This is a genomic window from Aeromonas sp. 11P (genome assembly GCF_051920165.1).
GTDB lineage: Bacteria > Pseudomonadota > Gammaproteobacteria > Enterobacterales > Aeromonadaceae > Aeromonas > Aeromonas veronii.
This window is the reverse complement of the sequence record NZ_JBQBDJ010000004.1, coordinates 1,400,892-1,423,687: the sequence shown is the minus strand read 5'-3', so window position 1 is coordinate 1,423,687 and position 22,796 is coordinate 1,400,892. Positions and strand designations below refer to the sequence as shown.

At 50.3% G+C, this 22,796-nt stretch carries 21 protein-coding genes; 8 read left to right on the top strand and 13 right to left on the bottom strand.

The annotated features are described in order from the left end of the window. Positions 1-79 precede the first annotated feature (79 nt). Complete coding sequence (locus ACTG1P_RS06520; RefSeq protein ID WP_155395964.1) at positions 80-496, top strand: hypothetical protein; 417 nt, start codon at positions 80-82, stop codon at positions 494-496. 58 nt (positions 497-554) lie between these two features. Here the strand turns inward: ACTG1P_RS06520 and ACTG1P_RS06515 are convergent, their stop codons facing one another. After that, on the bottom strand, positions 555-977 hold the full coding sequence (locus tag ACTG1P_RS06515) for a MarR family winged helix-turn-helix transcriptional regulator (RefSeq protein WP_080768711.1): 423 nt from the start codon (positions 975-977) through the stop codon (positions 555-557). A 102-nt stretch (positions 978-1,079) separates the two neighbouring features. Between ACTG1P_RS06515 and ACTG1P_RS06510 the strand changes: the two genes are divergently transcribed. The 3 genes from ACTG1P_RS06510 to ACTG1P_RS06500 all read left to right on the top strand — a co-directional run bounded on the left by ACTG1P_RS06510 (position 1,080) and on the right by ACTG1P_RS06500 (position 3,214). Beyond that, on the top strand, positions 1,080-1,661 hold the full coding sequence (locus ACTG1P_RS06510; RefSeq protein ID WP_159143395.1) for a flavin reductase family protein: 582 nt from the start codon (positions 1,080-1,082) through the stop codon (positions 1,659-1,661). A 63-nt stretch (positions 1,662-1,724) separates the two neighbouring features. Beyond that, a complete protein-coding gene (locus ACTG1P_RS06505) occupies positions 1,725-2,087 on the top strand; it encodes a putative zinc-binding protein (protein WP_080768709.1) in 363 nt (120 codons plus the stop codon). Positions 2,088-2,257: 170 nt separating this feature from the next. Further along, complete coding sequence (locus ACTG1P_RS06500; RefSeq protein WP_042024868.1) at positions 2,258-3,214, top strand: GGDEF domain-containing protein; 957 nt, start codon at positions 2,258-2,260, stop codon at positions 3,212-3,214. Positions 3,215-3,258: 44 nt separating this feature from the next. On the opposite strand, the gene ACTG1P_RS06495 is transcribed toward ACTG1P_RS06500, so the two are convergent. The 6 genes from ACTG1P_RS06495 to ACTG1P_RS06470 all read right to left on the bottom strand — a co-directional run bounded on the left by ACTG1P_RS06495 (position 3,259) and on the right by ACTG1P_RS06470 (position 11,558). Beyond that, positions 3,259-5,283, bottom strand: a complete 2,025-nt coding sequence (locus ACTG1P_RS06495; protein WP_159143396.1) for a putative bifunctional diguanylate cyclase/phosphodiesterase — start codon at positions 5,281-5,283, stop codon at positions 3,259-3,261. 127 nt (positions 5,284-5,410) lie between these two features. Next, positions 5,411-5,656 carry a hypothetical protein gene (locus tag ACTG1P_RS06490; RefSeq protein ID WP_052447230.1) on the bottom strand — a complete coding sequence of 82 codons (246 nt, stop codon included), beginning with the start codon at positions 5,654-5,656 and terminating at the stop codon, positions 5,411-5,413. A gap of 3 nt (positions 5,657-5,659) precedes the next feature. Beyond that, on the bottom strand, positions 5,660-5,869 hold the full coding sequence (locus ACTG1P_RS06485) for a YgaP family membrane protein (RefSeq protein ID WP_042024869.1): 210 nt from the start codon (positions 5,867-5,869) through the stop codon (positions 5,660-5,662). Positions 5,870-6,149: 280 nt separating this feature from the next. Continuing rightward, positions 6,150-7,475, bottom strand: coding sequence for a hypothetical protein (locus ACTG1P_RS06480; RefSeq protein ID WP_052447229.1), 1,326 nt, complete (start codon positions 7,473-7,475; stop codon positions 6,150-6,152). A gap of 368 nt (positions 7,476-7,843) precedes the next feature. Continuing rightward, positions 7,844-10,093, bottom strand: a complete 2,250-nt coding sequence (locus ACTG1P_RS06475) for a hypothetical protein (RefSeq protein WP_139459913.1) — start codon at positions 10,091-10,093, stop codon at positions 7,844-7,846. 1,237 nt (positions 10,094-11,330) lie between these two features. Further along, entirely contained in the window at positions 11,331-11,558 is a 228-nt protein-coding gene (locus ACTG1P_RS06470) for a helix-turn-helix domain-containing protein (RefSeq protein WP_080768707.1), read from the bottom strand. Positions 11,559-11,668: 110 nt separating this feature from the next. Here ACTG1P_RS06470 and ACTG1P_RS06465 point away from each other — a divergent pair, with 110 nt between their 5' ends. Together ACTG1P_RS06465 and ACTG1P_RS06460 are read left to right on the top strand one after the other, a co-directional pair. Continuing rightward, positions 11,669-11,908, top strand: a complete 240-nt coding sequence (locus tag ACTG1P_RS06465) for a hypothetical protein (RefSeq protein WP_042024897.1) — start codon at positions 11,669-11,671, stop codon at positions 11,906-11,908. Between the two features lie 810 nt (positions 11,909-12,718). Beyond that, positions 12,719-13,843 (top strand): HD-GYP domain-containing protein, encoded by a 1,125-nt coding sequence (locus ACTG1P_RS06460; RefSeq protein ID WP_440000818.1) that lies wholly within the window; start codon positions 12,719-12,721, stop codon positions 13,841-13,843. 164 nt (positions 13,844-14,007) lie between these two features. Here the strand turns inward: ACTG1P_RS06460 and ACTG1P_RS06455 are convergent, their stop codons facing one another. The 6 genes from ACTG1P_RS06455 to ACTG1P_RS06430 all read right to left on the bottom strand — a co-directional run bounded on the left by ACTG1P_RS06455 (position 14,008) and on the right by ACTG1P_RS06430 (position 18,018). Further along, positions 14,008-14,193: a hypothetical protein gene (locus ACTG1P_RS06455; protein ID WP_128836170.1), complete on the bottom strand. Its 186-nt coding sequence runs from the start codon at positions 14,191-14,193 to the stop codon at positions 14,008-14,010. A gap of 39 nt (positions 14,194-14,232) precedes the next feature. Next, the gene (locus ACTG1P_RS06450; protein ID WP_440000817.1) at positions 14,233-14,814 is read right to left on the bottom strand and encodes a NifB/NifX family molybdenum-iron cluster-binding protein; all 582 of its coding nucleotides are present in this window, start codon (positions 14,812-14,814) and stop codon (positions 14,233-14,235) included. Then, positions 14,811-15,125, bottom strand: coding sequence for a DUF134 domain-containing protein (locus ACTG1P_RS06445; protein WP_005344221.1), 315 nt, complete (start codon positions 15,123-15,125; stop codon positions 14,811-14,813). The genes ACTG1P_RS06450 and ACTG1P_RS06445 overlap by 4 nt, the downstream gene beginning before the upstream one ends. 223 nt (positions 15,126-15,348) lie before the next feature. Then, the gene (locus tag ACTG1P_RS06440; protein WP_440000815.1) at positions 15,349-16,530 is read right to left on the bottom strand and encodes a dicarboxylate/amino acid:cation symporter; all 1,182 of its coding nucleotides are present in this window, start codon (positions 16,528-16,530) and stop codon (positions 15,349-15,351) included. Positions 16,531-16,722: 192 nt separating this feature from the next. Then, positions 16,723-17,274 carry a hypothetical protein gene (locus ACTG1P_RS06435; RefSeq protein WP_440000814.1) on the bottom strand — a complete coding sequence of 184 codons (552 nt, stop codon included), beginning with the start codon at positions 17,272-17,274 and terminating at the stop codon, positions 16,723-16,725. Positions 17,275-17,379: 105 nt separating this feature from the next. Then, positions 17,380-18,018 carry a TetR family transcriptional regulator gene (locus ACTG1P_RS06430; RefSeq protein WP_440000813.1) on the bottom strand — a complete coding sequence of 213 codons (639 nt, stop codon included), beginning with the start codon at positions 18,016-18,018 and terminating at the stop codon, positions 17,380-17,382. 140 nt (positions 18,019-18,158) lie between these two features. Between ACTG1P_RS06430 and ACTG1P_RS06425 the strand changes: the two genes are divergently transcribed. Both ACTG1P_RS06425 and ACTG1P_RS06420 read left to right on the top strand, forming a co-directional pair. Beyond that, on the top strand, positions 18,159-19,352 hold the full coding sequence (locus ACTG1P_RS06425; protein WP_440000812.1) for an efflux RND transporter periplasmic adaptor subunit: 1,194 nt from the start codon (positions 18,159-18,161) through the stop codon (positions 19,350-19,352). Positions 19,353-19,369: 17 nt separating this feature from the next. Then, positions 19,370-22,519: an efflux RND transporter permease subunit gene (locus ACTG1P_RS06420; RefSeq protein WP_440000811.1), complete on the top strand. Its 3,150-nt coding sequence runs from the start codon at positions 19,370-19,372 to the stop codon at positions 22,517-22,519. The last annotated feature ends 277 nt before the right edge of the window (positions 22,520-22,796 follow it).

Below are 22,796 nucleotides of genomic sequence, written 5' to 3'. Positions count from 1 at the left end.
AGGGTAGTAGTCGCAGTGTAAACTGCGACTACTATTTATCAGGTGTAGTATGGTATATCACGTATCAAATAAGCAGTTTGTGACTAAGTTAGTCGAACCTTTCTTTGTTGCAATTTTCTGGCCAACTCTGCTGTTGTTGGTATCCGAAGTGACCGGTTTGCCAATAACTGAAGAGTTATATCGCAATACTATTTTATTTTCATTGCTAATATTCATTATTACTGCATTTATAGATATAAGATACATTTGTATAGCAAGGAAAGTAAAACTGGAATTGAACTTCAGCGGCATTGAGTTTCATTGCCATAAAAAACATCTATTTTTCTCATGGCACCAAATAACTTTAATTAAGTTGGTTGAAAGCAAGCCTGGCTCTAGAGTACTAAATATACTTCCTGATAATGAAACTATTGACTTAATTCTTTTTGAAGACCACGATAAGATTTGTTCACAAGTTATATTTTATTGTAAGCAGTTTAATGTCGAGTATAGTTAGAGTCTTTGTATGATTAAGTATGAGCAATTAGCTTGCTCATACTTTTCATGGTTGTCTTTCACTTATCAGGAACATGATATTCGTTCAGTGCTGTAATTCGTGCTACTTGGAATGTATTTTGTAGCGATTGTAATTCTGCCTTATGTTGTTGTGCCAATTGTTGTAAATAGTCTCTTCCTTTATTTGTCAAATGTACATCAACTCTGCGCTTGTCATTTTCACTTTTACGTCGTTCCACGAGATCTAGTTCCTCACATCGCGTTAGTAAAGCCACTGTAGCGTGATGACTCATTTGCAGTCTCTCAGCTAGCTCACCCACGCTTGCCCAGTCACGCCCTGGGTATCCTTGTATATGTAGGAGGGATAAATACTGTAATGGAGTGAGTCCGAGCTCCTTGGCTGCGGTTTCACTGAAGTGAAGGAAACGCTTTAACTGATAGCGAAACTCAGAAAGTGCCTCAAATTGAGCTTTTGTTAGCATAGCTTACTCGGTTGTTGACTTCTCAGGTGAAATACAATAGGTTCAATTATATCACATTGTGATATATTATTTTGTAGTGTTTTTGTTACAAAGGAGATGGCAATGCATAAGCAAATTCACCCAAAATCACTTTATTGGGGAAATACTGTAATTCTACTTAGTACCATCGATAATACTGATACAACTAACATTACGCCAATATCATCAAGTTGGTCTCTTTCGAACAATATTGTCATCGGCCTTAGTCTAAATTCAAAGGCTATCGAAAATATTGAGACATGTCCAGAAGTCGTATTGAATATTGCATCAGACAACCTTGCGGATAGAATTGAATCTATTGCCAAATTTACCGGAAAGGATCCTGTTCCATCTGAAAAGATAGGTTTCAATTATTGTGGTGATAAATTTAGTCTTGGTAGATTTACAGAGTTGGCGTCTTGTACTGTTAAACCATCTCGTATCCAGGAATGTTTAATTCAGGTCGAGTGTTTAGTTGAACATATAACAAAACGCAATAATTTTGCTATCGTTGAATTGCGAGCCACTCATGTGCATGCAGATGCATCTTTACTTAAAAAATATGACGTTATTGACGCGGATTTGTGGAGCCCTCTAATTTATAGTTTCAGGAGTTACCACGGAATTACCAACACTATTGGTAGAAACTTTAAATTTGATAATTGATTTCGCTGATGCCCTATTTATTAAGGGCATCTTTATAGGACTATGATATTTAAAGGATGATTTATGAGTGAATGTTTACGTTCTTTACCATTGGTTTATTCATGCTCTGGTTGTTCAAGTGCAGCGCAGATGGCAAACTATATGGCTATTCAGCTAGATAAACGAGGCGACGCAGAAATGTCCTGCATTGCTGGTGTTGGTGGAAATGTAAAGCATCTAGTCCGAATAGCTAAGTCGGGTAGATCTATCATTGCTATCGATGGATGCCCTCTACAGTGTGTAAAAAGTTGCTTATCAATTCACAATATCATCCCTGAACATCATATTTTACTTAATGAGTACGGTGTAAAAAAAATTCAGAAAACAGATTTTGATTATGATGAAGCTGATAGGCTTACTCTGGATATTTCAAATTCATTAATATAAGATGGTGACCTGATATTACAAAGTGTTGCCGCTTATTTTGGTGTGTTTTCATTCATTTTGAATAAATTTTTATTCAATCAATCTCTCCCATACAAATTAAGGTTTCCACCATAGCGTTCTACTATATAAACTAACATCATCATGTCGTCAAACGCGGTAAGGAGATGTTGATGCAAAGCCCTGTAGTGCCAGATAACGAGAAGCAGCGGTTAGATGCGCTACGCCGTCTTGCTGTACTTGATAGCCCAGCAGAAGAGCGTTTTGACCGCATAACCAGGATGGCTCGTAATATGTTTGATGTACCCATTGCGCTGGTTTCGTTAGTTGATGAAAACAGACAGTGGTTCAAATCGTGCTGTGGATTGCCTGTCCTGGAAACACCACGAGAGATTTCATTTTGTGGTCACGCGATCCTCGGCGAGGAGCTATTCGTAGTCGAAGATGCAACTCAAGACCCCAGATTCTTTGACAACCCCTTAGTCACTGGGGAGCCTCACATCCGATTTTATGCGGGCCATCCATTGGAAGTGGGAGATGGCCTGAAACTGGGCACCCTCTGTATTATAGACAGAAAGCCCAGGTCATTGAGTGATAAAGACCAAGCCATGCTAGCAGATTTGGCATCAATGGTCGAAAGTGAGCTAAGAGCCGTCCAGATGGCCACAATCGATGAATTGACGGGGATTACCAACCGCCGTGGATTCATGCTCCTTGCCGACAAAAGTTTGAAATATGCATTTCGCGTAAAAAATCCAGTCACGCTGTTATTTTTAGATCTTAATCACTTCAAAGTGATCAATGATACATATGGGCATAATGTCGGTGATGATGCTTTATGCCAGATGGCTGAATTACTGTGTCGCGTATTTAGAGATGCCGATATTTCGGCTCGTTTAGGTGGCGATGAGTTTGTTGTTCTTTTACCTGGCACGGGTCATGAACATAGCTCACGGATAAAAGAGAGATTTTATAATGCACTAGAGAATTTTAACCACACCAGCGGCAAGCCTTATCAACTCTCTTGCTCACTAGGTATCGTTGTATACGATGCTCTCACCCCTCCTAATTTAGACAGTCTACTGTGCTTGGCCGATGAAGAAATGTATTCATGCAAGCTAAAAAAATAAACCGCTTAATTTTCAGGTGATAAGTACAAGGTGTAAATACTTCTTTATTTTTGTTCTGTATACAGTTCGACTGTGTGAGGAAAAATACCATCCTCCCTATTTTGAGTATGATGGACAGTAACCCAACCAGCAAATTCCTCTGCGGGCATTGGCTTGGCGACAACATAGCCCTGCACGGTATCGCAATGATTGGCCCTCAACCATGCAAGTTCTTCCTGGGTTTCGGCCCCCTCCGCGACAACTGACAATCCCAGTTCCTGACACAACAAAATGGTGGAGCGGACAATAGCTGCATTTCTAAAATGCTGGTCAACACCGCTCACGAAAATGCGGTCAATCTTCAATTCATGCACAGGTAAATTCTTCACATAAGCGAGAGAGGCTTGCCCTGAACCATAATCGTCAATGGATAGCTTCACCCCCAGGCTGGCAAGCTCTTTCAAATGCTGTAACGCAATATCAGGATCATCCATGAGTGCGCTCTCAGTGACTTCCAGACAAAGCAGCTGAGCAGGTAAGGTATTCTCTTGCAGTGACTTTATGACCTTTGGTACTAGGTCTGGGGATGTCAAGTCGAGCGTAGACAAGTTGACTGACGTGACGATATCGTGTCCCTCTCGGTGCCAGGAAGCCGCTTGACATATCACATGCGCTAATAACCATGGCGTGATCTCACGGATAAATCCCGTTTGCTCGGCAAACGGAATAAAGCGTCCAGGTGGCACCAACCCTTTGGTTGGGTGTTGCCATCTCAATAATGCTTCTGCTCCCTTGACGAGGCCACTCGCAAGCTCCAACTTGGGTTGAAAGAAGGCGACAAACTCCTCGTTGATCAAGGCATCTCGCATTTCACCAATCAAGGCTAATTGCTCATGGGGGGATTCATCTGCAATCTTGCACGCAAAGGCGAAACCGTCACGGCGGCGTTTGGCATGACGCATTGCCATACCTGCTCGCCTCATTAGCAAGCTGCTGTTATTACCATCTTCTGGAAATATCGCGATCCCCAGACTGCCCTCAACGTCAAGGCGTTGACCATCCAGTTCAATAGGCTTACGGAGTTGCCCCAGTAACTCTTGGGCATTATCAAGGATATTGAAGTAATCGACCTCTTTGATAAGTAGCGCAAACTCATCGCCTCCCAAACGCGCCACCAAGTGCTTGCCAGCAACCATGGCGAGTAAACGTTGAGCCATCTCCTGTAGGAGCCTGTCGCCCACCAGATGGCCCAGAGCATTATTAATTTGGGCAAATCTATCAATATCGATGAGCACTAAAGCGCCACTACCTTGTAAAGCCGCCTCTGTCAGCGCCTCCATAAAACAGGTGCGGTTTGGGAGCTCAGTAAGTGGATCCGCATACGCTAGCCGCAAAATATGCTGCTCGCGGGTCGAGATACTACGGCGCATGGTATCAAGAGCCCGCATAAGTGCTTTCGTTTCAACGCCTAGGCCTAAAGGCACCTTGCACTGGTAATCCCCTCCAGCTATAGCCTCAGCGACCATCACAGCTTTGTGTACAGGTTTGGCAATGCTTCTGGCAATCAACAGCGCCAAGACACTTCCAGTGACGAGCGCACTGAATGCAAGGATAATAACGGTCAAACGCGCTCGGTTTGCATCGTCTTTGAGTGCGATAACCCCACTTTGCATCAGTTCTTGCTGATGCTCTGCAATACGTAGTGTCTGAACAAGCAATGCTTTAAGAAGTACATCAGTTTGCTCTTCATAGTGTTGGCGAGCGGAAGACAAGCCATCAATTTCGATTCGTTCCACCGTTTGCTGAAAAGAGTCACCATAATGCTTTCGCAGGTTTATGAGTTGGTCAATATCACCCACATCTCCCCCCATTGATGCAGCCCGTTCTAATCCTTCAATAGCGGCATCGGATGCAGCCAGTGCAGAGTCCATCGCTGTATAGAGGGCTACACGCTTGTAACGTTCGTCTGTTTGCAGAAGAAGCAGCAAATGCAGTGCTGCGTTCTGAGAGTATTGATTAGCTCGTTGGGCAAGAAATTCAATCCGTGCTTGCTGCTCGACAAACTGATTGATTAAAACGATGCAGGGCAACGGACGAGACGGCAAGCAGAAGTAACAAAAGCAGGGAAAAGGCGATAAGGAGCAGTGTTCGTATCGAACTGTTGTCAACCAGCACCAAAAAAGGATTATTCATCATCTTTGTAGCCACCCAACTTTGTCATGTGTGGAATCTTGAGGCGGAATTCTGCAAGCCTTTGGAAGGCTCACCCAGTGTCAGTGTTATTTCAGCAACATCCGCTGCGGCGATCTGATTGGTGTTATCAACATCACTGGCATGACAGTGTTTGCGTGCGTAGCGCCGTGCATCTGCATGGCATACTGCCAGCAAGCGGGAGATAGCCGCATGATCTTCTGTCTGAGCAGACAGAATGAGGTTCTCTTTTTCCATCATGCAATGTGTCATGACTCAGTTCCTTTTGTCGAGTTTACGGCCAACCATGGCGCACATCGGGCAGAACCCCATCAGGCCCGTCATGGAAAGGATGGCACTCATTACTCCTGCTGCAACAGCAAGGTCAGATTTCCCCCAGCTCATCACTGGAAACACAAGCGCCATGATGCCCAGGATGATGCGTAACACTCGCTCCCAGTTTGGGACATTCTTTACATAGAACATGTCAGTCTCCTCCGATGGCAAGAGTGTTGAATCACTCTCTTGCTTGATAAGAGGGGCTAGGTGAGCAAAGCGGTTCGCAGAAAATGAAAAAATCTCAATTGAGCCCATTCAAGTATATCAGTCGATTATTGTCAATGATGTCACTAGAGATGCTCTTATAGCTGGTCAGCAAACTTTACCGAGTTGGTACTCTATGCTTGGGGTCAGAGAACATTTGGTTTGCTGTAAGTTGATGACGGGATCTAGCGCGTAGCAGTAGTTTTGAAAAGACCAAAATAAGTTATGGGATCTTGATATATGAACTATATTTTCGCCTTAAATCATCAATATCTTTTTTTGCTTTCTTTTCTTTTTCCTCAAGAGCTTTTATCTCATTTGCTTTTTCTTTCAGTAACTGCTCAAACATTACTTTAGCCTGCTCTCTTGATTTAATATCTACGATGTTTGCCAAGTCTTTGGATCTTTCTGTTAGAGCATATTCTCGTTCTTGTAATGAGATGAGGCTATCATTTAGATTTTTTTGTATAAGGTTTAACGAGGCTGACCGCCTGCGTATTTCGACTTCACTAGCTTCAAGCTGAGCCTCTTTGGCTTTAATGGTTCTATTTATATCATCAACCTGTGAATAAAACTCAGCCTTAAGTTCATCTAAATTAAGAAGGTCACGTAGTAAATCTTGCTTTTGATCAACTTCATCTTGTCTATGATATAGACGGTCTTTCAATTCCATTTCAAAGCTTCTGTATTGATCTTCCAATAGGATTATTTTTTCCTGTGCCTCTAAAATGGACGACTCTTTTTCTTTTAACACTCTCTCCCATCTTTTTAAAATGGCGTTAGCCTTGCCTTCTGCATGCCGAGACTGTTGAATCACTCTTTGCATATCGCTTAGTTCTGATTCGCGCGTATTTTTTATCGCTTCGAATTCTGCATTAAGTTTTTTAACCTCTGTCTGGTGCTTTGAACTCAAAGATGAATACTGATGCTGTAAAGACAATAATTGTTGTCTATTATGGGAGTAAATCATTTCGGAGAAGTTGCCTACAGGGGCTACAGACACCCATTTTTTGGGGCATTTTTTTAGATAATCTCTTATCTCTTCTTTTGATATTATCTCTCCTTTCACACGAAATCCACTCAGGTCAAGTTCAATGCAGGTTGCATTCACCCTCTTTAATTCTTTAACTTTCTCTCGATCACAAAAATGCGTAACTGCAATTTCGATGAGAACCTTCTCTCCCTCGATGAACCCAATAACATCAGGTATAACTCTGCCTTCATAAACCTCACATACCATCTCATCAAAGGCTATATTTTGATGTATTGGATTTATAGTTCCAATAGGCAGTAACAACTGCCTATCCGTTGCTAAAACCTCTTTAGCTAGGATATGTATTTCCGTTTCCGGCTTCCAGGTACAGGCATTCTGTTCGACTGAATTAGGCTCATGAGAGAAATAATGGGCTTTAACTTGCCCCTTCATTGCCCAGACAGCGCCCTGACAACCTATGCATGTGCAATTGCATGCTTTTCCACTCACAACATCTTTGACATCAACGATATGGCCGTTGTCGTCAAGGGCGCGAGTCATCAGGATTCTTGCCATCTCTATCCTACCCACAAATGGATCTATGTATAAAAGCACATCAGTTTATTCAGTTAAATTGGATGCTTTAACTACATCAGTAGTTACAACACTTTCATGAAAAATCATACACTTACATTTGATTGTTTTGAACTTCGTCAAGTTCCAATTGGATTTAGATGTATGACCACTCCCCAGGTGAGCTCATTGAGCTTTAGAGGGTGCGTAGGAGCGGGCTGGTAATCAGGGAGGGGGGATGGATGCAGTACGGTGGAAGGCTCTGATATTGATACCAAAGGAAGGGCGCACGAAAGTAGCGTAAACAAGACACCGATTTTAGGTCGGTGTCAGGTGATAACTAGAACTGTATAAATATTCTCTACTGCTTATTATAACGTAAATGAGAAGTCCAGCGTTTCATTGTCAGATACTCTGCGCATCGCTTTAGCTCTATCCTTATCACCGTAGGTCTTAATTATTTGCTCCACGTCATCATTGAGCTTCGCTGCTGCACCAATAAAATCACCAGGATGTTCCTCGAGATGCGTTTCTGCAACAAGGTGTCTTAACGCATGAATGTTGATACCATGTTGTTTATCATGAGGCATCGTCATCAGATAGGCCTGATATGTCAGTGATATGAAATTATCTGACAGTTTTGATGATATTTCTATATATTTACTTCTTATTTTAAGGTTTTCCTCGTTGTTTACTTGGCTTTGTCGAATGCTACGCCAAGGGAAAAAGATATCAATATCGTCAATTGACTGAACGCCCGCAAAGGTCATGAGATCAAACTCAATATAGCTGCGCCTTATGTTCAAATACTCTTTGATCAGCGGGGTAAGCTGTTCTGGTAACTCAACATCAACATCCACGCTATTTTTTGCATTTGCGTTTTTAAGATATCTGTACTTTGTGTTATCGTCACTAACCATCGATGTACCAAAACATGGGATATATAGTTGGAATCGGTTACGCTGACGATGATATGTTATACTTGCATAGTTTTTGTTCTGTGATGTCGCATTAGGGTAAAATTTCAATTCAGTCCAGTTTGCGCTGCGTGGAGATTGATAAAAACTGATTGTTTGTATCAGTCCTGCTCTAAAATACTGCAACGCACGGCCAATCTGAGATGCTGCACTTTTTCTATGCGCCAGCTCTAGTTTTTTATCGTCTGTGTTATTCGAAAGTAAATTTTTTTGCTCAGCATTGGTCTTGTATACTTTTGCTTTATCGAATAACCACTGGCTGGCCCTATAAACCGCATTTCGGCGATCTGACGCAGGTATGTTGAGTAAGAATTGAATGTTCAGTTTCCCTTTCTTGCCCGCTTGGCCGCGACTGTTGATGCCTTTCTCTGCCATCTTAAACCAATTAGGATATTCCTCGATAATAAAATCTAGGTCTTTAAAAAACTCCTCGATTGTTCTGTTACCACGATCGGCACAAAACCTTAGGTAGCCCTTCGAATCCGACCCTCGTTTTACAAAATTTAGCACTCTAGAGAATTGGCTTGTACCCGTTTGCAGTCCTTCCGAATATTCAGCCATAGCCTGCATAATCTCAGGTATTGTCAAGTGATAACTGCTAACAGACATGTAATCAATAGCTAATTCAGTATGACAAAAATGTTGAAATGAAAGTAGCTGACTTTTAAATGCGATAGCAGAGCCGCATTCGCCCTTCGCGTTGATTGTCCATTCATTGTTTCTTCTGTTTTTTTCATTGACTTTTGCTCGTATCTCATAGCGTCGATCTGACCTAAGCTCGTCAGAAATGTTTACTATCGCTGGTTGTTTTTTATTTATTTTATACTCACAATACTCATCATAAACCTTCTGTAGATTTGGATTCAGTGACGAGCTAATGAATGTGCTGCGATTGATAGCCGACAGATCAAGATCTGACCGATTTTTTCCTCTGCGTTGATGGTCAACTTTTCTATGAATTTTATCTAACAACAAGTTTTTTGGTAAATTGAAATAACTTTCAATGAAATTGATGCGAACGTCAGGTACTCGCTCGGCAGGGTGTGATGTACCCATCATATAATCGCGCAAAACTTTTGTTGCGCTGCCAATCGCTTGTGGGCTACTTTTCAGAATTGGCCATGCCTCTGGGCAGTTAGATAATGACGCGTTGATAATTTCACGTGCTACTTCTCTGTATGTAATGAAGCTTTTCTTAATATTATTCTGCGTCTTAGGAGTGACCTCATCGAGCCAGAGACGCTCACCGTATTTCCTCTGAACTGCTGCTGCCAGAGCCTCACAAAAAGTCATTTTGCTGAAATCTATGTTGTTTATTTGAGCGTAGAACTCTGCCAACCGACGCACTCGTGTCAGTGGGCCTCGCGTATCACTCCTGCTCTGACGTGCCAAGGTCATTTTCAGCTTTTCTATTGTTTCACTGAGATTTTCTAACAGTGCAGTTTCCAGCTCATCCTCGGACTGCACAATTGATGTTTTCAGTAACATGTTGAGTGCTGTCTGATGGTGCCTATAACGCGCACTTTCAGTTTTGTCGCTACTCTCAATGCCTTGAATGATCCGTTCTCTCAACTGCCTAATGCTCATAATTGCCACTCCATAAAAATACAACAACTGGTCTTTTTGTTCATTATAGTGCTGCAAACATCAATCGCCACACCAAAACGAAAATTATCGCAAAATAGCTTTTGACTTATTTGAAATTTCTTATATATCAATGTCTTTTTTGGTTTTTTGTGAGTTTTACGAGGGATTTCATGATTTTTAAAATTGGCAATGAAGCAAAGATTGATTAGGTTGCAATCAGCATTAAACAACAATACATGAAGTTTACAACAGTGATGAATAATCAATTAAAATTAGACACTTAGCTATATTCTTTAATTCCTGAATCGGAAAAACCATGACGGTATTTCTCTGATTTGTTGTAATTATGGTGTAAGGGGCTAAGTTGGAAGGACATTTTGTTGTAAAAACAAAAGCATCATAAAAACATATGGTTAGCTAAAAAAATGTCAACAAATCATATAGTAATAAGTTATTGATTTGCATGTGACTTTCTATTTTTACAACAAAATCTCTTAGATTATAGAGAATCACAACGCCTGCTTGCTTGAACCCTCTTTATATCAAGCAAAAAGTGGGCTGTCTGCCCGCGTTGTAAATGGTAAAACGAAGGTGACCGCACAATGTCTCTACCTATGATTGTATCTGACATGAAAATATGTGACCTAGGATGCAAGAGTGCTCCAACGCCGTTTGGCTCTGCGTTGCAGTCCTATCTATTTCAGCCGGTAGGATCGTTCCCCATAGTTATTTGTCGCTGTACTGGTGGCAGAGTAGAAATGAGAACTACGGGGTTGTGTATATGATTAAAACGAAATGTTAGTCAGCCCAGCTTGGCTGCACACTCAGAACTGGCTAACTATGAGCCAGAATACATTTTTTGGTGATATGGATAGGGCTTGAGATGGCAGATTGGATGATGCTGTACGATGCGGTGTAGCGATTCATACCGGTCGAGCTAAATTAATTTCAGCGCTCGATACGCTGTGTAATGCCTGTGCAGTCGAGTCTGAGTACACCAACCTCAGTATCATCGATATTTTCAGAATGCCCCCAAGCTCAGGGTTATTGTTTTCAATGGTTTTGTTGTGGTCAACAATGAGGGGATTGAGAAACCTGCCGGTTTCTAGTTGGCCATCTGGACGATGCTTCTGATGACAACGAATGTGGTTTCGCCTGGCACTGGCTGAAACTGTACCAGACCAGACCAGACCAGACCAGACCAGACTTGGGTGGTTTGTATGCAGTTATAAGGTTAGGTGTTTGGCATGTTCGAGTTTATTGGCAGGCCATTTGGTTAGAGCAACAGCTATGGTTATGGCAGCAATGATGCAGGCGAGACCCCTAGGGCCTTGGCGATCTGATAAACTTTTTCCAGGGTTACCCTAGTTTCCCCACGTTCGATTTTTCCCATATGACCACGGTCTATACCAGCAATTAGTGCTAGTTTTTCCTGTTGCATACCTCGTGCAGACCGCAGCTCTCGTACATTTTTACCGAATGCAGTTGCGAGCATCGCCAGCTCAAACTCGTCAGAATCCATTTTATCTCCTCACTAGAGGATCTATGGTCTACGTTATACGGCGTGCTGTACACGGCTGTGAGTACACGCATATAATGACACTGCATATAAGCATCATTTCGAGGTGGAAAATGTCCAATCAGCAGATCGTTCTGAGCCAGAATCAAAAAAGTGGCACAGTGACACTAACCTTTCAAGATGCGGATTTCCTAGCCGCAGTAGGAGATTCTTTGAGAGTGGAGTCATTCGTACATGTCACTATCAATCAATCCGTATATGATGAATTTGTTAAGAGCATTATGGTTTCGTTTGTTGCCGAATTTATGGATTTTAAGCAGCAATGGCCGATACCTCAGGAGCTAAGAAAGTGAACAAGTCTCTGACATGATGGAGGGCATTCGGGTCTTTCTCGCGGTTTGCTGTATTGGTGGACTTATTTGTAGCTCATCCTCGTAAAGTAATGCCAACGTAGCCTCAGCTTCTTTGGATTATAACCGGCGCCAATTAGCGTTTTTATCGCCTTATGAGTCTCCATAGAGACGGACGTCATTAAGCACCTCTTTAATATCGGTAAACCCAACATAACATCCTAGCCTAGGCGTTCAGTCAGGATCCCATGCTCGATGCGGCTGAGGAGGTCGAGCACAGCCTGAGCGAGTTCGGGCGTATCCTGATGGTTGAACGGACGAACACATCCTAGGTAACGGAATATATGATCCTGTGTTGAGCAACATGTCAGTACTACAGCTTGCAACTCCGGCACCGGTACAGTGATGGGAGCCCGCCAGCACAAGCCTTACTGACAGTATTAGCCATGGATTGGTCTTGTTGCTTTGGGTCAACCCAAGGAGACGAATCCTACTTTGGGGGCCTGTTTTGTGTTGGACATCGCTCAATCACTCTTAGGTGGCTCTTATTCAAGGGCGCGGATTTTACCGGAATGGTTAACCAAAAACTATACAGCCAGCATGGCGGAACCGAACAATATCTCCGACCAGGCAAGATTGGGCCGCACCAACAGTCGTTGATGGCGCGCCCTTGATAGGGCTATTGCCTCTGCCATGCGGGTTGGTTGTGGGTATGCTGCTTTGTTGATTTTCCTCTCAATATTGATTTGGTGACAGAGAGGAGAGCACCGGGAGTCACTATACTCCCGGTACGGGAACCCGTTGGAGAAGGCGATGGAAAGTTCATTTGGCGAAAAAATGCAGAGCGTACATGCCACGCTCAGGCAGCGCTTTGACAAGCTGAGTCGGGTGGCCATCGCGATTTACGATCCCCATACCGATCAGCTCAAGACCTTTGCCCACAGTACCGAAGGCCACTCTCCGCTGGTGCAGTACGAGGTGAAGCTGAGCGATGTCCCCTCCCTGAGTTATCTGGCGGAGCACAAGCAGCCCCGGGTGCTCGGCAATCTGGATGCCCTGCGTGGCTCGGCGTCAGAGCACAGCCGCAAGGTACTGGAGGCGGGTTATGCCTCCAGCTATACCGAGCCGCTGCTGTTCAACAGCAAGCTGTTTGGCTTTCTGTTTTGTGATGCCATGGAGCCGGGATACTTCGAGGAGCCGATCCGCAGCGAGCTGTCGGCCTATGCCCAGGCGCTCTCGGCCATCATTGCGGTTGAGTTTTTCTCCATCCAGACCCTTGGCGGCGCGCTGACCACGGCGCGGGAGTTCAGCCGTTATCGGGATGAGGAGACCGCCAACCATCTGCACCGGATGTCGGCCTACTCCCGGCTGATTGCCAAGACGCTGGCCCCGACTTGCGGGCTGAGCGATGAGGAGGTGGAGTTTATCTACCTCTTCTCCGAGCTGCACGATATCGGCAAGATTGCGGTGCCGGATGCCATTTTGCTCAAGCCGGGCAAGCTGACGCCGGAAGAGTTCGAGATCATGAAGATCCACCCCGGCAAGGGGCGGGAGATGATCAGCCTGATGATCAACGAGTTTGGTCTCGATGGCATTCATCACACCGATATGCTGACCAATATCATCGCCAGCCATCACGAACGCTTTGACGGAACCGGCTATCCGCTGGGGCTGGCGGGGGAGGCGATCCCGCTGGCGGCGCGCATCGTGACGGTGGCGGATGTGTTTGATGCCCTGACCAGCGAGCGCCCCTACAAGAAGGCATGGCCGTTCGAGACGGCGTTTGCCTATCTGGAAGAGCATGCCGGCAGCCAGTTTGATCCCGCCTGTGTCGCCGCGGCCCTGCACAACAAGGCCGAGTTTTATGCCATCTATCAGCAGTATCAGGATCCGGCCTGCTCTGCGAGCGTGGCGGCCAGCGGCGCAGAGCCGGGTTGAGCGCCCGTGATGAGCGTAAGGGGGGAAAGAGGCTGCTCAAGCATGACGAGGAGTAAATAGAGAGGGGGCACCAGCAGGTGCCCCCTCTCTTTTATGCGCCTCTCGATTCAACGCGCCCTTATTTTACCGACCTTATCTCTGCGGCTATGGCGTTTGCGGTCAGGTTACTGTTTGGGCGTCGGCTCGCTGATCTGATAGAGGTGATCCGCGCAGGCGCTGGAGCAGCCACAGGGGCGCACCTCTTTATCTTCCCGTTTCTGGGCAAGCTGGTATTGGCGCCACCAGATGATGGTGCCCATGGCCAGGATCAGCACGAACGAGGCGAGCAGGCTCAACAACCAGATGGACATGATCTCTTCTCCTTGATGATGACATGCACGGCGATGGCATCAGTGATGATGGCAGCAACCGCCCTGCTGGTCTGCGCCCTCACTGCCGTGACAACAAGTATGGCCTTGCAGTGGGCTCTCTGCCTGATTGCCACTACTGGCGCAACAGTGATCGGAGCCACTGTTGCAACCACCATGACAATGGCTATGACTCTGGCCTGCGCCGACGGGCTGGATGGCACGGATAGTCGCCTTGCTCTGATGACGACGAGACGGACGGCCCTGACTTGCCTCGGTAAGAGGTTGCAAATTGGTGGGGGCTAGCAGCGCGGGCAGCGGCAGGCGGGCAGAGCGACACTGCAGCACCCGGATATTGGCCGTCAGCAGGCGCCCCAGCATTCGCTCGCCGATGTTGCGCACCACCACCTGACCCACCTGATGATGGGCGAGGGCGTCGAGCAGCGCTTGCTTGCCGTGGCAGCCTTCGGCGGCGGCCGGGTTAGCCAGGGTGGCGATGACGTTCCCTTCGGGGTTAAGAATTTGCAGCTGCTCGGCACGGGTAAAGTGGCCAGCCAGCAGCCCCTGACTCAGCATCAGGGCGCTGTTGCTGGGGTTGGTGGTCATGGTTGTGACAGCATTCATGTCGGCTCTTCTCCACTGGTTTGGTGGTCGGGCTCGGCGGGTTGCATCATCAATGCTTTGCCCAGACTCAGACACTCCACCACCTTGTAGCGCCCTTTTTTCAGGATATTGGCCAGGGTCTGGCGGGAAACCCCCATCACCAGGGCGGCCTCCTGCTGCTGCATTCCTTGAAGGTCGACGAGGCGCAGTGCCTCGAACTCGTCAGGGGCCAGCGTGACCTGCTCCAGCTGATGCATGGGGCGGCCGTTGGGTTTGAAGCAGCTGTTGGCGGGGCGGCCACAGATCTGGCGGGCAATCTTGGGTCTTGGCATGGTGGCTCCTAATTGGCATAAGCCATTTATACGCTCATATGTGGCATATGCCAATAATTTTGTCGGGTGTAGAGAGCTGCGCCAGTGCTATTCATGGTAGAGGGGGGCAAAGAGAGGGAGGAGGAACACGTACAAAAGCAGTGACGGTGGCAGAAACGACGCAGGCCCGAACATGGTTCGGGCCTGCGGTTTTGCAGAGGATGGTCGATCTATCCCGGCGAGCTTACGCCTGTTCGGCCTCGGCCACTGGAGCTGCGCTCTCGCTACCGTTGGCGAAGCGATCCGCCCACAGGGCAATCACGCCGTCACCGGTGACGTTGCAGGCGGTGCCGAAGCTGTCCTGCGCCAGATAGAGGGCGATCATCAGGGCGATGGAGGCTTCACCGAAACCGAGCATGGAGGTGAGCAGGCCCAGCGCCGACATCACGCCACCACCCGGCGCGCCCGGTGCGGCGATCATGATCACCCCCAGCATCATGATGAAGGGGAGCATGGTCTCGATGCCCGGAATGGCCAGATGCTCGGAGAGGAACATCACCGCGGTGGCGCAGGTGACCAGGGTAATGGTGGAGCCACAGAGGTGAATGGTGGCGCACAGCGGCACGGTAAAGTTGGCGATGCCGTCGCTCACCCCGTTGTTCTTGCTCGATTGCAGGGCAACCGGAATGGTGGCGGCGCTCGACATGGTACCCAGCGCGGTGAAGTAGGCCGGCAGCATGTTCTTGATGAGCTGGGCCGGTGAGCGGCCAAGGGCCAGACCGGTACCCACGAACAGCACGGAGAGCCAGATCCAGTGCATCAGGATGGCCATCACCAGTACCACGCCGAAGGTTTTCAGGGTGGCGAATACGGTGCCTTCTACCGTCATCTCGACAAAGACCCCGGCGATGTAGAACGGCAGCAGCGGGATGATCACCTTGGCCAGCAGGCGGTCGATGATGTCACGACCCTGATCGGCGACCCGGCGCAGATCGGTGGCCTGGGTGGCGCTGATGCCGATGCCGAACACGAAGGCGGCAGCCAGTGCCGACATCACGCCAAACAGCGGCGGGATCTCCAGATTGACGTAGGAGGCGAGCTTGATAGCCGTGGCCGTGGTTGGCTCGGCGGCGGTGGTGAACTGCGGGATCAGGTGGCTCGCCACGGTAAAGGCGAACAGCCCTGCCAGAATGGTGGAGCAGTAGGAGAGGGCCACGGTTTTGCCCAGCAGCGTGCCGGAGTTTTTCGGCAGGCTGGCGATGCCGCTCATGATAAAGAACAGAATGATGAGCGGAATGGTGAAGGTGATCAGCTGACCTATCACTGTCTTGGCCGTAAACAGCACGCGCGCCACCCACTCAGGGGCGTAGAGACCGAGCAAGAGACCGGCAAGGATGCCAGCAATGAGTTTCAGGACAAGTTTCATAAGGAAATCCGGAGTTGGTTGTATTGTCTGTTTTGTTATTAAATTTTGATATTAATCACACTTTTTAACACGTCGGCCGTGTTATGTCTGCCTTTTCTGCGTTGACGCCGAGTTAAATATTGTCGAAAGCCAGGATCGCCGACTAGCTGTCGGCTTGGCGTTGAACTGGAAAATTCGTGATGAATTAGCCCGTTAGGTGGCCTGATGATCGTCACGCAGCAACATGACGTACTGGGTGGCGTGTTGACTTGAGGAATCTGACGTACTGGCTGATACGGCTTCCATCGGCGCCAGTTGCAGTGCTATCCCGGATGTGGTGACCAGTTGCTGTAGCTGAGCGTGACTTATCTTGCCGCTTGGCGGCAGGGGGAAGCAGAGCGGAGCGCCCGCTTTGAGCAGGGTCGCCAGCTGTTGCAACAGGGGTACAAGGGTGGCCGCGTCGCTATCAAGCGGGCGGCTTAACCAGATGCCATCGTAAGGGAGCACCGAGAGCATCTTCGCCAGCGAGCAGACCCGCACTGCTTGCCCGGATTGCTGCGAGGCAACTTTGGCGTCAGCAAGCACAGCTTCACAGGCAGTGACCACATACCCTTCTGCACGCAGCCAGCAGAGATCCTCCCCCGTACCGCATTGACCATTGAGCAGGTGAGATCCGGGTTTGAGACGTGCCACAAAGGCAGCCCGAGCGCGGGCATGCTGGTCGTTCAATGGCCGGGAAGCGGGGATGGCGTCAGAGTGTGGCACAGGGGTTACCTCAAGCAGGGGGCGCACAGGGTAACAAATCGGGGCCTGACTGCCAAAGCGCGCGGTCAGGCCCCGATTTGGATGGGTGGGAGTTGCCGGAGCCGGTTAGCGGCCGCAGGCAGGCCCGTGGGGTTGGGCCAGCATGGTGAACATGCTCTCTATCAGGAAGGCGGATTCGCCCTGCAGGTCTATCCGCCCCGGAAAGTGGAGCCAGTTGATGATGTAGCCATCCAGAGTGCAGTGGAGCAGGGTGGCGGCGCGCTGCAGGTTGAGGTTGGCGGGCAGTTGGCCCCGCCGTACCGCATTGGCCAGGGTGGTCTCCAGATCCCGGAAGAAGTTGGTGGACTGGCTGCGGATATGCTCGCGCAGTGAGATGGCTTCCCCTTCCAGCGATTCGAGATTGAACAGTATGGTGAACATCTGCCGTTGGGCCGGATTGTGAATGAAGCTGTGGAGTACCCCTTCGAAGAAGAGGCGCAGTTGCCCCAGCGGATCCGGCTCATCTGGGTTGAGGCAGGCATCGAGCTGGTGGGCGAGGGGGCTGCAGAGTTCCTGCCAGAGCGAAATGAAGAGTTCATCCTTGTTCTTGAAGTGCCAATAGATGGCCCCGCGGGTCAGGTCTGCCGCCCTGGCAATGTCGGTCAGGCTGGTCTTGGCCAGGCCCTGAGAGCAGAACAGATCCAGCGCCGTGCTCATGATGTGGCAGCGGGTTTGCTGCGCCTCTTCTTTGGTTCGTCTGGCCATCGAAATTTGTGCCTCATGCAAGCAAAAAGTCACTTACATACATTTATGAATGTATGTATATTGCCTCATCTTTCGACTATTTACCAACAGGGCCCATGCGGCCCTGATTGTTCATTGACTGGCAAAGGCTCAGGTGTTTCATGCATAAACATATTCTTGCTCGTTCAGTTGGTCTTGCCTTGCTGGCTACAGGCTTGCTGGCAGGTTGTGGTGACAAGGGGGGGGCACCCCAGGGACAGGGCGGCATGCCCCCCGCGGCGGTCAATGTGGTGACCCTGCAGAGCGGTCCGCTGATGTTGACCACCGAGTTGACCGGCCGCAGCGCCCCGTTGCGGGTGGCTGAAGTGCGTCCGCAGGTGAGCGGCATCATCCTCAAGCGCCTCTTTACCGAGGGGAGCGATGTGAAGGCGGGCGATCTGCTCTATCAGATCGACCCGGCTGTCTATCAGGCGGCGGTTGCCAGCGCCAAGGCCAATTTGGCCAAGGCCGAGGCCAACGAGCAGAGTGCCCGCCTCAAGGCGCAGCGCTATCAGGAGCTGCTCAAGGTCAAATCCATCAGCCGTCAGGACTATGACGACGCCGACGCCAGCTGGAAGCAGGCCAAGGCCGAGATCATGGCGAGCAAGGCGGCTGTGCGTACTGCCGAGATCAATCTCGGTTACACCCGCATCACAGCACCCATCAGCGGCCGCATCGGTAAATCCGCGGTGACCGAGGGGGCACTGGTGACCGCCCAGCAGGCGGACAGCCTCACCGCCATCCAGCAGCTCGATCCCATGTATGTGGATGTGCGTCAGTCCACCGCCGATCTGCTGCGCCTCAAGCGACTGGTCGCCGAGGGCAAGCTGACCCAGGACGAGCAGAAAGGGGCCAAGGTGACCTTCCAGCTGGAAGATGGCTCCACTTATGGCGAAGAGGGCTCGTTGCAGTTCTCCGATGTGACCGTGGATGAGACCTCCGGCATGGTGACCCTGCGGGTGATTGTGCCCAACCCTCACCAGCTGCTGCTGCCCGGCATGTTTATGCGCGCCACCCTGCAAGAGGGTGAGCGGGCGCAAGGGCTGCTGGTGCCGCAAACGGCCGTGACTCGCACTCCCAATGGTGGCGCCACCGTGATGGTGGTGACCGCTGACAACAAGGTGGAGCTGCGCAACGTGCAGCTGAGCCGCATCGTCGGCAGCAACTGGGTGGTGGAGTCAGGGCTCACCTCCGGCGAGCGGGTTATCGTGGCTGGCTTGCAGAAAGTACGACCGGGCGCCGTGGTCAATCCCGCCGAGCAGGGTGCTGATGCTCCGTCTGCTCAAGCCGCGTCCAACACCCCGGCCAACAAGTAGGATGGAGTAGTCGCCTCATGGCTCGATTTTTTATAGACAGACCCATTTTTGCCTGGGTGATCGCGCTGGTGATCATGCTGGCGGGTAGCCTGGCCATCATCAAATTGCCGGTCGCCCAGTATCCGAGCATTGCGCCGCCCGCTGTCGGTATTTCTGCCAGCTATCCGGGCGCATCCGCCAAAACGGTGGAAGACTCGGTGACCCAGATCATCGAACAGAACATGACCGGGCTGGATCACCTGCTCTACATGTCCTCCCAGTCTGACTCCGCGGGGCGGGTGTCGGTGACCCTTACCTTCCAGCCGGGGACCGATCCCGATATCGCCCAGGTGCAGGTGCAGAACAAGCTGCAGCAAGCCATGTCGCTGCTGCCGCAAGAAGTTCAGCAGCAGGGGATCAGGGTACAGAAGACCTCCAGCAGCTTCCTGATGGTCGCGGCCTTCATCTCCAGCGATGGCTCGATGAACAACGACGATCTGGCGGACTATGTGGTCTCCAACATCAAGGAGCCCCTGAGTCGTCTGGACGGGGTAGGGGATATCACCCTGTTCGGCAGCCAGTACTCGATGCGGGTGTGGCTCGATCCCAACAAACTCAACCGGGTGCAGATGACCCCGGGGGATGTGCAGGCGGCCATCAAGGCGCAAAACGCCCAGGTGGCGTTCGGCAAGCTGGGTGGCACCCCGTCGGTGGAAGATCAGCAGTTCACCGCCACCATCATGGGGCAGACCCGTCTATCTACCGTGGAGCAGTTCAACGACATCCTGCTGCGGGTGAATCTGGATGGCTCCAAGGTACGACTGAAAGATGTGGCCCGGGTCGAGCTGGCAGGCGAAAGCTATGACGCCGATGCGCTCTACAACGGCCAGTCTACCGCCGCGGTCGCCATCAAGCTGGCGACCGGCGCCAACGCACTGGATACCGCCGAGAAGGTGCGTGCCAAGCTCAATGAGCTGTCGGACTACTTCCCGGCCAACATGAAGATCGTCTACCCCTACGACACCACGCCGTTTGTGAAGATCTCCATCGAGGAGGTGGTGCAGACCCTGATCGAGGCGATCTTCCTGGTGTTCTGCGTCATGTATCTGTTCCTGCAGAACTTCCGCGCCACTCTGATCCCGACCATTGCGGTGCCTGTGGTGCTTCTCGGTACCTTCGGGGTGATGGCGGCGTTCGGCTTCTCCATCAACACCCTCACCATGTTCGGTATGGTGCTGGCCATCGGCCTGCTGGTGGATGACGCCATCGTGGTGGTGGAGAACGTGGAGCGGCTGATGAGCGAGGAGGATCTCTCCCCGCTGGAAGCCACCCGCAAGTCGATGACCCAGATCACCGGTGCGCTGGTGGGGATCGCGTTGGTGCTCTCCGCCGTGTTCGTGCCGATGGCCTTCTTTGGTGGCTCGACCGGCGCCATCTATCGCCAGTTCTCGCTGACCATCGTCTCGGCCATGGTGCTGTCGGTGCTGGTGGCGTTGATCCTGACACCGGCGCTCTGTGCCACCCTGCTCAAGCCGATGAAACATGGTGAGTTTGGGGCCAAGCGTGGCTTCTTTGGTTGGTTCAACCGCGCCTTTGATGCCGGTACCAATCGCTATCAGAGCGGCGTGCGCAAGGTGATCAAGCAGGGCGTGCGCTACAGCCTGATCTACGGTGCCATGCTGGCGGTACTGGCAGTGCTCTTTATGCGGATGCCCACCTCCTTCCTGCCGGAAGAGGATCAGGGGGTCATCATGTCCATGGTGCAACTGCCGGTGGGGGCGACCAAGCAGCGCACCGAGGTGGTGCTGGCGGACATGCGCGACTACTTCCTGAAAAACGAGAAGGACAATGTCGACTCAGTACTGACAGTATCCGGCTTCAGCTTCGCCGGTAGTGGCCAGAACGCGGGTATGGCCTTTATCAAGCTCAAGGACTGGAGCGAGCGCAAGAGCCCGGATCGCAGCGCCAATGCCATCATCGGCCGCGCCATGGGCTATCTCTTCAGCATCAAGGAGGCGCAAGTGTTCGCCTTTAACCTGCCTCCGATCCCGGAGCTGGGGACGGCGACCGGTTTTGACTTCTTCCTGCAGGATCGCGGCGGTATCGGTCACGACAAGCTGATGGCGGCGCGTAATCAGCTGCTCGGCATGGCGGCGCAGGATCCCACCTTGGTGCGGGTGCGCCCGAACGGGATGGAAGACACCCCCCAGCTCGATATCAAGATCGACTACGAGAAGGCGCTGGCACAGGGGCTCTCCATCGCAGATATCAACAACACCCTGGCTACCGCTTGGGGTTCGTCCTACGTCAATGACTTCGTCGACCGTGGCCGGAACAAGAAGGTCTACATGCAGGCGGATGCCCCCTTCCGGATGAACCCGGAAGATCTGAAACTCTGGTATGTGCGCAACAGTGCCGGTCAGATGGTGCCCTTCTCCGCCTTTGCCAGCACCGAGTGGAGCTTCGGCTCACCGCGTCTGGAGCGTTACAACGGCGTACCGGCGATGGAGATCGTCGGTGAGGCGGCGCCCGGCAAGAGTACCGGTGATGCGATGGCCGCCATCGAACAGATGGTGAAACAGCTGCCGGAAGGGGTGGGCATCGAGTGGACCGGGCTCTCCTTCCAGGAGCGGCAGGCCGGTTCACAGGCACCTGCGCTCTACGCCATCTCCTTGTTGGTGGTGTTCCTCTGTCTGGCGGCCCTCTACGAGAGCTGGAGCATTCCGTTCTCGGTGATGCTGGTGGTGCCGCTCGGGGTACTGGGGGCCATTGTGGCTGCCACCCTGCGCGGGTTGGAGAACGATGTCTACTTCCAGGTGGGCTTGCTCACCACCATCGGCTTGTCGGCGAAGAACGCGATTCTGATCGTGGAATTTGCCAAAGAGCTGTACGACAAGGGGATGGGCTTGGGTGAGGCCGTGGTGGAGGCGGCACGTCTGCGTCTGCGTCCGATCCTGATGACCTCGCTCGCCTTTATCCTCGGGGTGCTGCCGCTGGTAATCAGCTCTGGCGCAGGTGCCAGCAGCCGTAACGCCATCGGTACCGGCGTGATGGGGGGGATGATCAGCGCCACCGTGCTAGCCATCTTCTTCGTGCCGCTCTTCTTCGTGTTGGTGATGCGCTACTTCACTAGCCACAAGAGTAAAGAGGCGCGCATGGCTGCAGCAGTTGAGTCAAAAGGTGACTGATGGCATGCAGGTTGAGCTAATTTGAACAGAGTCCAATAAATCGCCAGTCAGCTTTGGTCTGGCTGAAAATCAAACAGGGCAACCCCATGGGTTGCCCTGTTTTTTGTGAAAAATGTAAGCAAAAATTGCGTGGTTGTAATAGAGAAAGCGAGGTATGAGTAGGCGTTTCGCGCTCTTGATGTTGTGATGAGCCTCAAGTTGCACCCATCACAAATTACTTTCAACTGTTCATCCTTGGGAAAAACGGGATAGAATTCCCTATAAAATCGGGCTGGTG

Bases quoted from the DNA above. Each gene is read 5' to 3' on its own strand.
- ACTG1P_RS06510 (WP_159143395.1), top strand. From the start codon at position 1,080: ATGCATAAGCAAATTCACCCAAAATCACTTTATTGGGGAAATACTGTA.
- ACTG1P_RS06450 (WP_440000817.1), bottom strand. From the start codon at position 14,814: ATGAATGCTGTCACAACCATGACCACCAACCCCAGCAACAGCGCCCTG.
- ACTG1P_RS06455 (WP_128836170.1), bottom strand. From the start codon at position 14,193: ATGTCCATCTGGTTGTTGAGCCTGCTCGCCTCGTTCGTGCTGATCCTG.
- ACTG1P_RS06515 (WP_080768711.1), bottom strand. From the start codon at position 977: ATGCTAACAAAAGCTCAATTTGAGGCACTTTCTGAGTTTCGCTATCAG.
- ACTG1P_RS06460 (WP_440000818.1), top strand. From the start codon at position 12,719: ATGGAAAGTTCATTTGGCGAAAAAATGCAGAGCGTACATGCCACGCTC.
- ACTG1P_RS06505 (WP_080768709.1), top strand. From the start codon at position 1,725: ATGAGTGAATGTTTACGTTCTTTACCATTGGTTTATTCATGCTCTGGT.
- ACTG1P_RS06440 (WP_440000815.1), bottom strand. From the start codon at position 16,530: ATGAAACTTGTCCTGAAACTCATTGCTGGCATCCTTGCCGGTCTCTTG.
- ACTG1P_RS06490 (WP_052447230.1), bottom strand. From the start codon at position 5,656: ATGACACATTGCATGATGGAAAAAGAGAACCTCATTCTGTCTGCTCAG.
- ACTG1P_RS06480 (WP_052447229.1), bottom strand. From the start codon at position 7,475: ATGGCAAGAATCCTGATGACTCGCGCCCTTGACGACAACGGCCATATC.
- ACTG1P_RS06470 (WP_080768707.1), bottom strand. From the start codon at position 11,558: ATGGATTCTGACGAGTTTGAGCTGGCGATGCTCGCAACTGCATTCGGT.
- ACTG1P_RS06430 (WP_440000813.1), bottom strand. From the start codon at position 18,018: ATGGCCAGACGAACCAAAGAAGAGGCGCAGCAAACCCGCTGCCACATC.
- ACTG1P_RS06465 (WP_042024897.1), top strand. From the start codon at position 11,669: ATGTCCAATCAGCAGATCGTTCTGAGCCAGAATCAAAAAAGTGGCACA.
- ACTG1P_RS06445 (WP_005344221.1), bottom strand. From the start codon at position 15,125: ATGCCAAGACCCAAGATTGCCCGCCAGATCTGTGGCCGCCCCGCCAAC.
- ACTG1P_RS06500 (WP_042024868.1), top strand. From the start codon at position 2,258: ATGCAAAGCCCTGTAGTGCCAGATAACGAGAAGCAGCGGTTAGATGCG.
- ACTG1P_RS06425 (WP_440000812.1), top strand. From the start codon at position 18,159: ATGCATAAACATATTCTTGCTCGTTCAGTTGGTCTTGCCTTGCTGGCT.
- ACTG1P_RS06485 (WP_042024869.1), bottom strand. From the start codon at position 5,869: ATGTTCTATGTAAAGAATGTCCCAAACTGGGAGCGAGTGTTACGCATC.
- ACTG1P_RS06420 (WP_440000811.1), top strand. From the start codon at position 19,370: ATGGCTCGATTTTTTATAGACAGACCCATTTTTGCCTGGGTGATCGCG.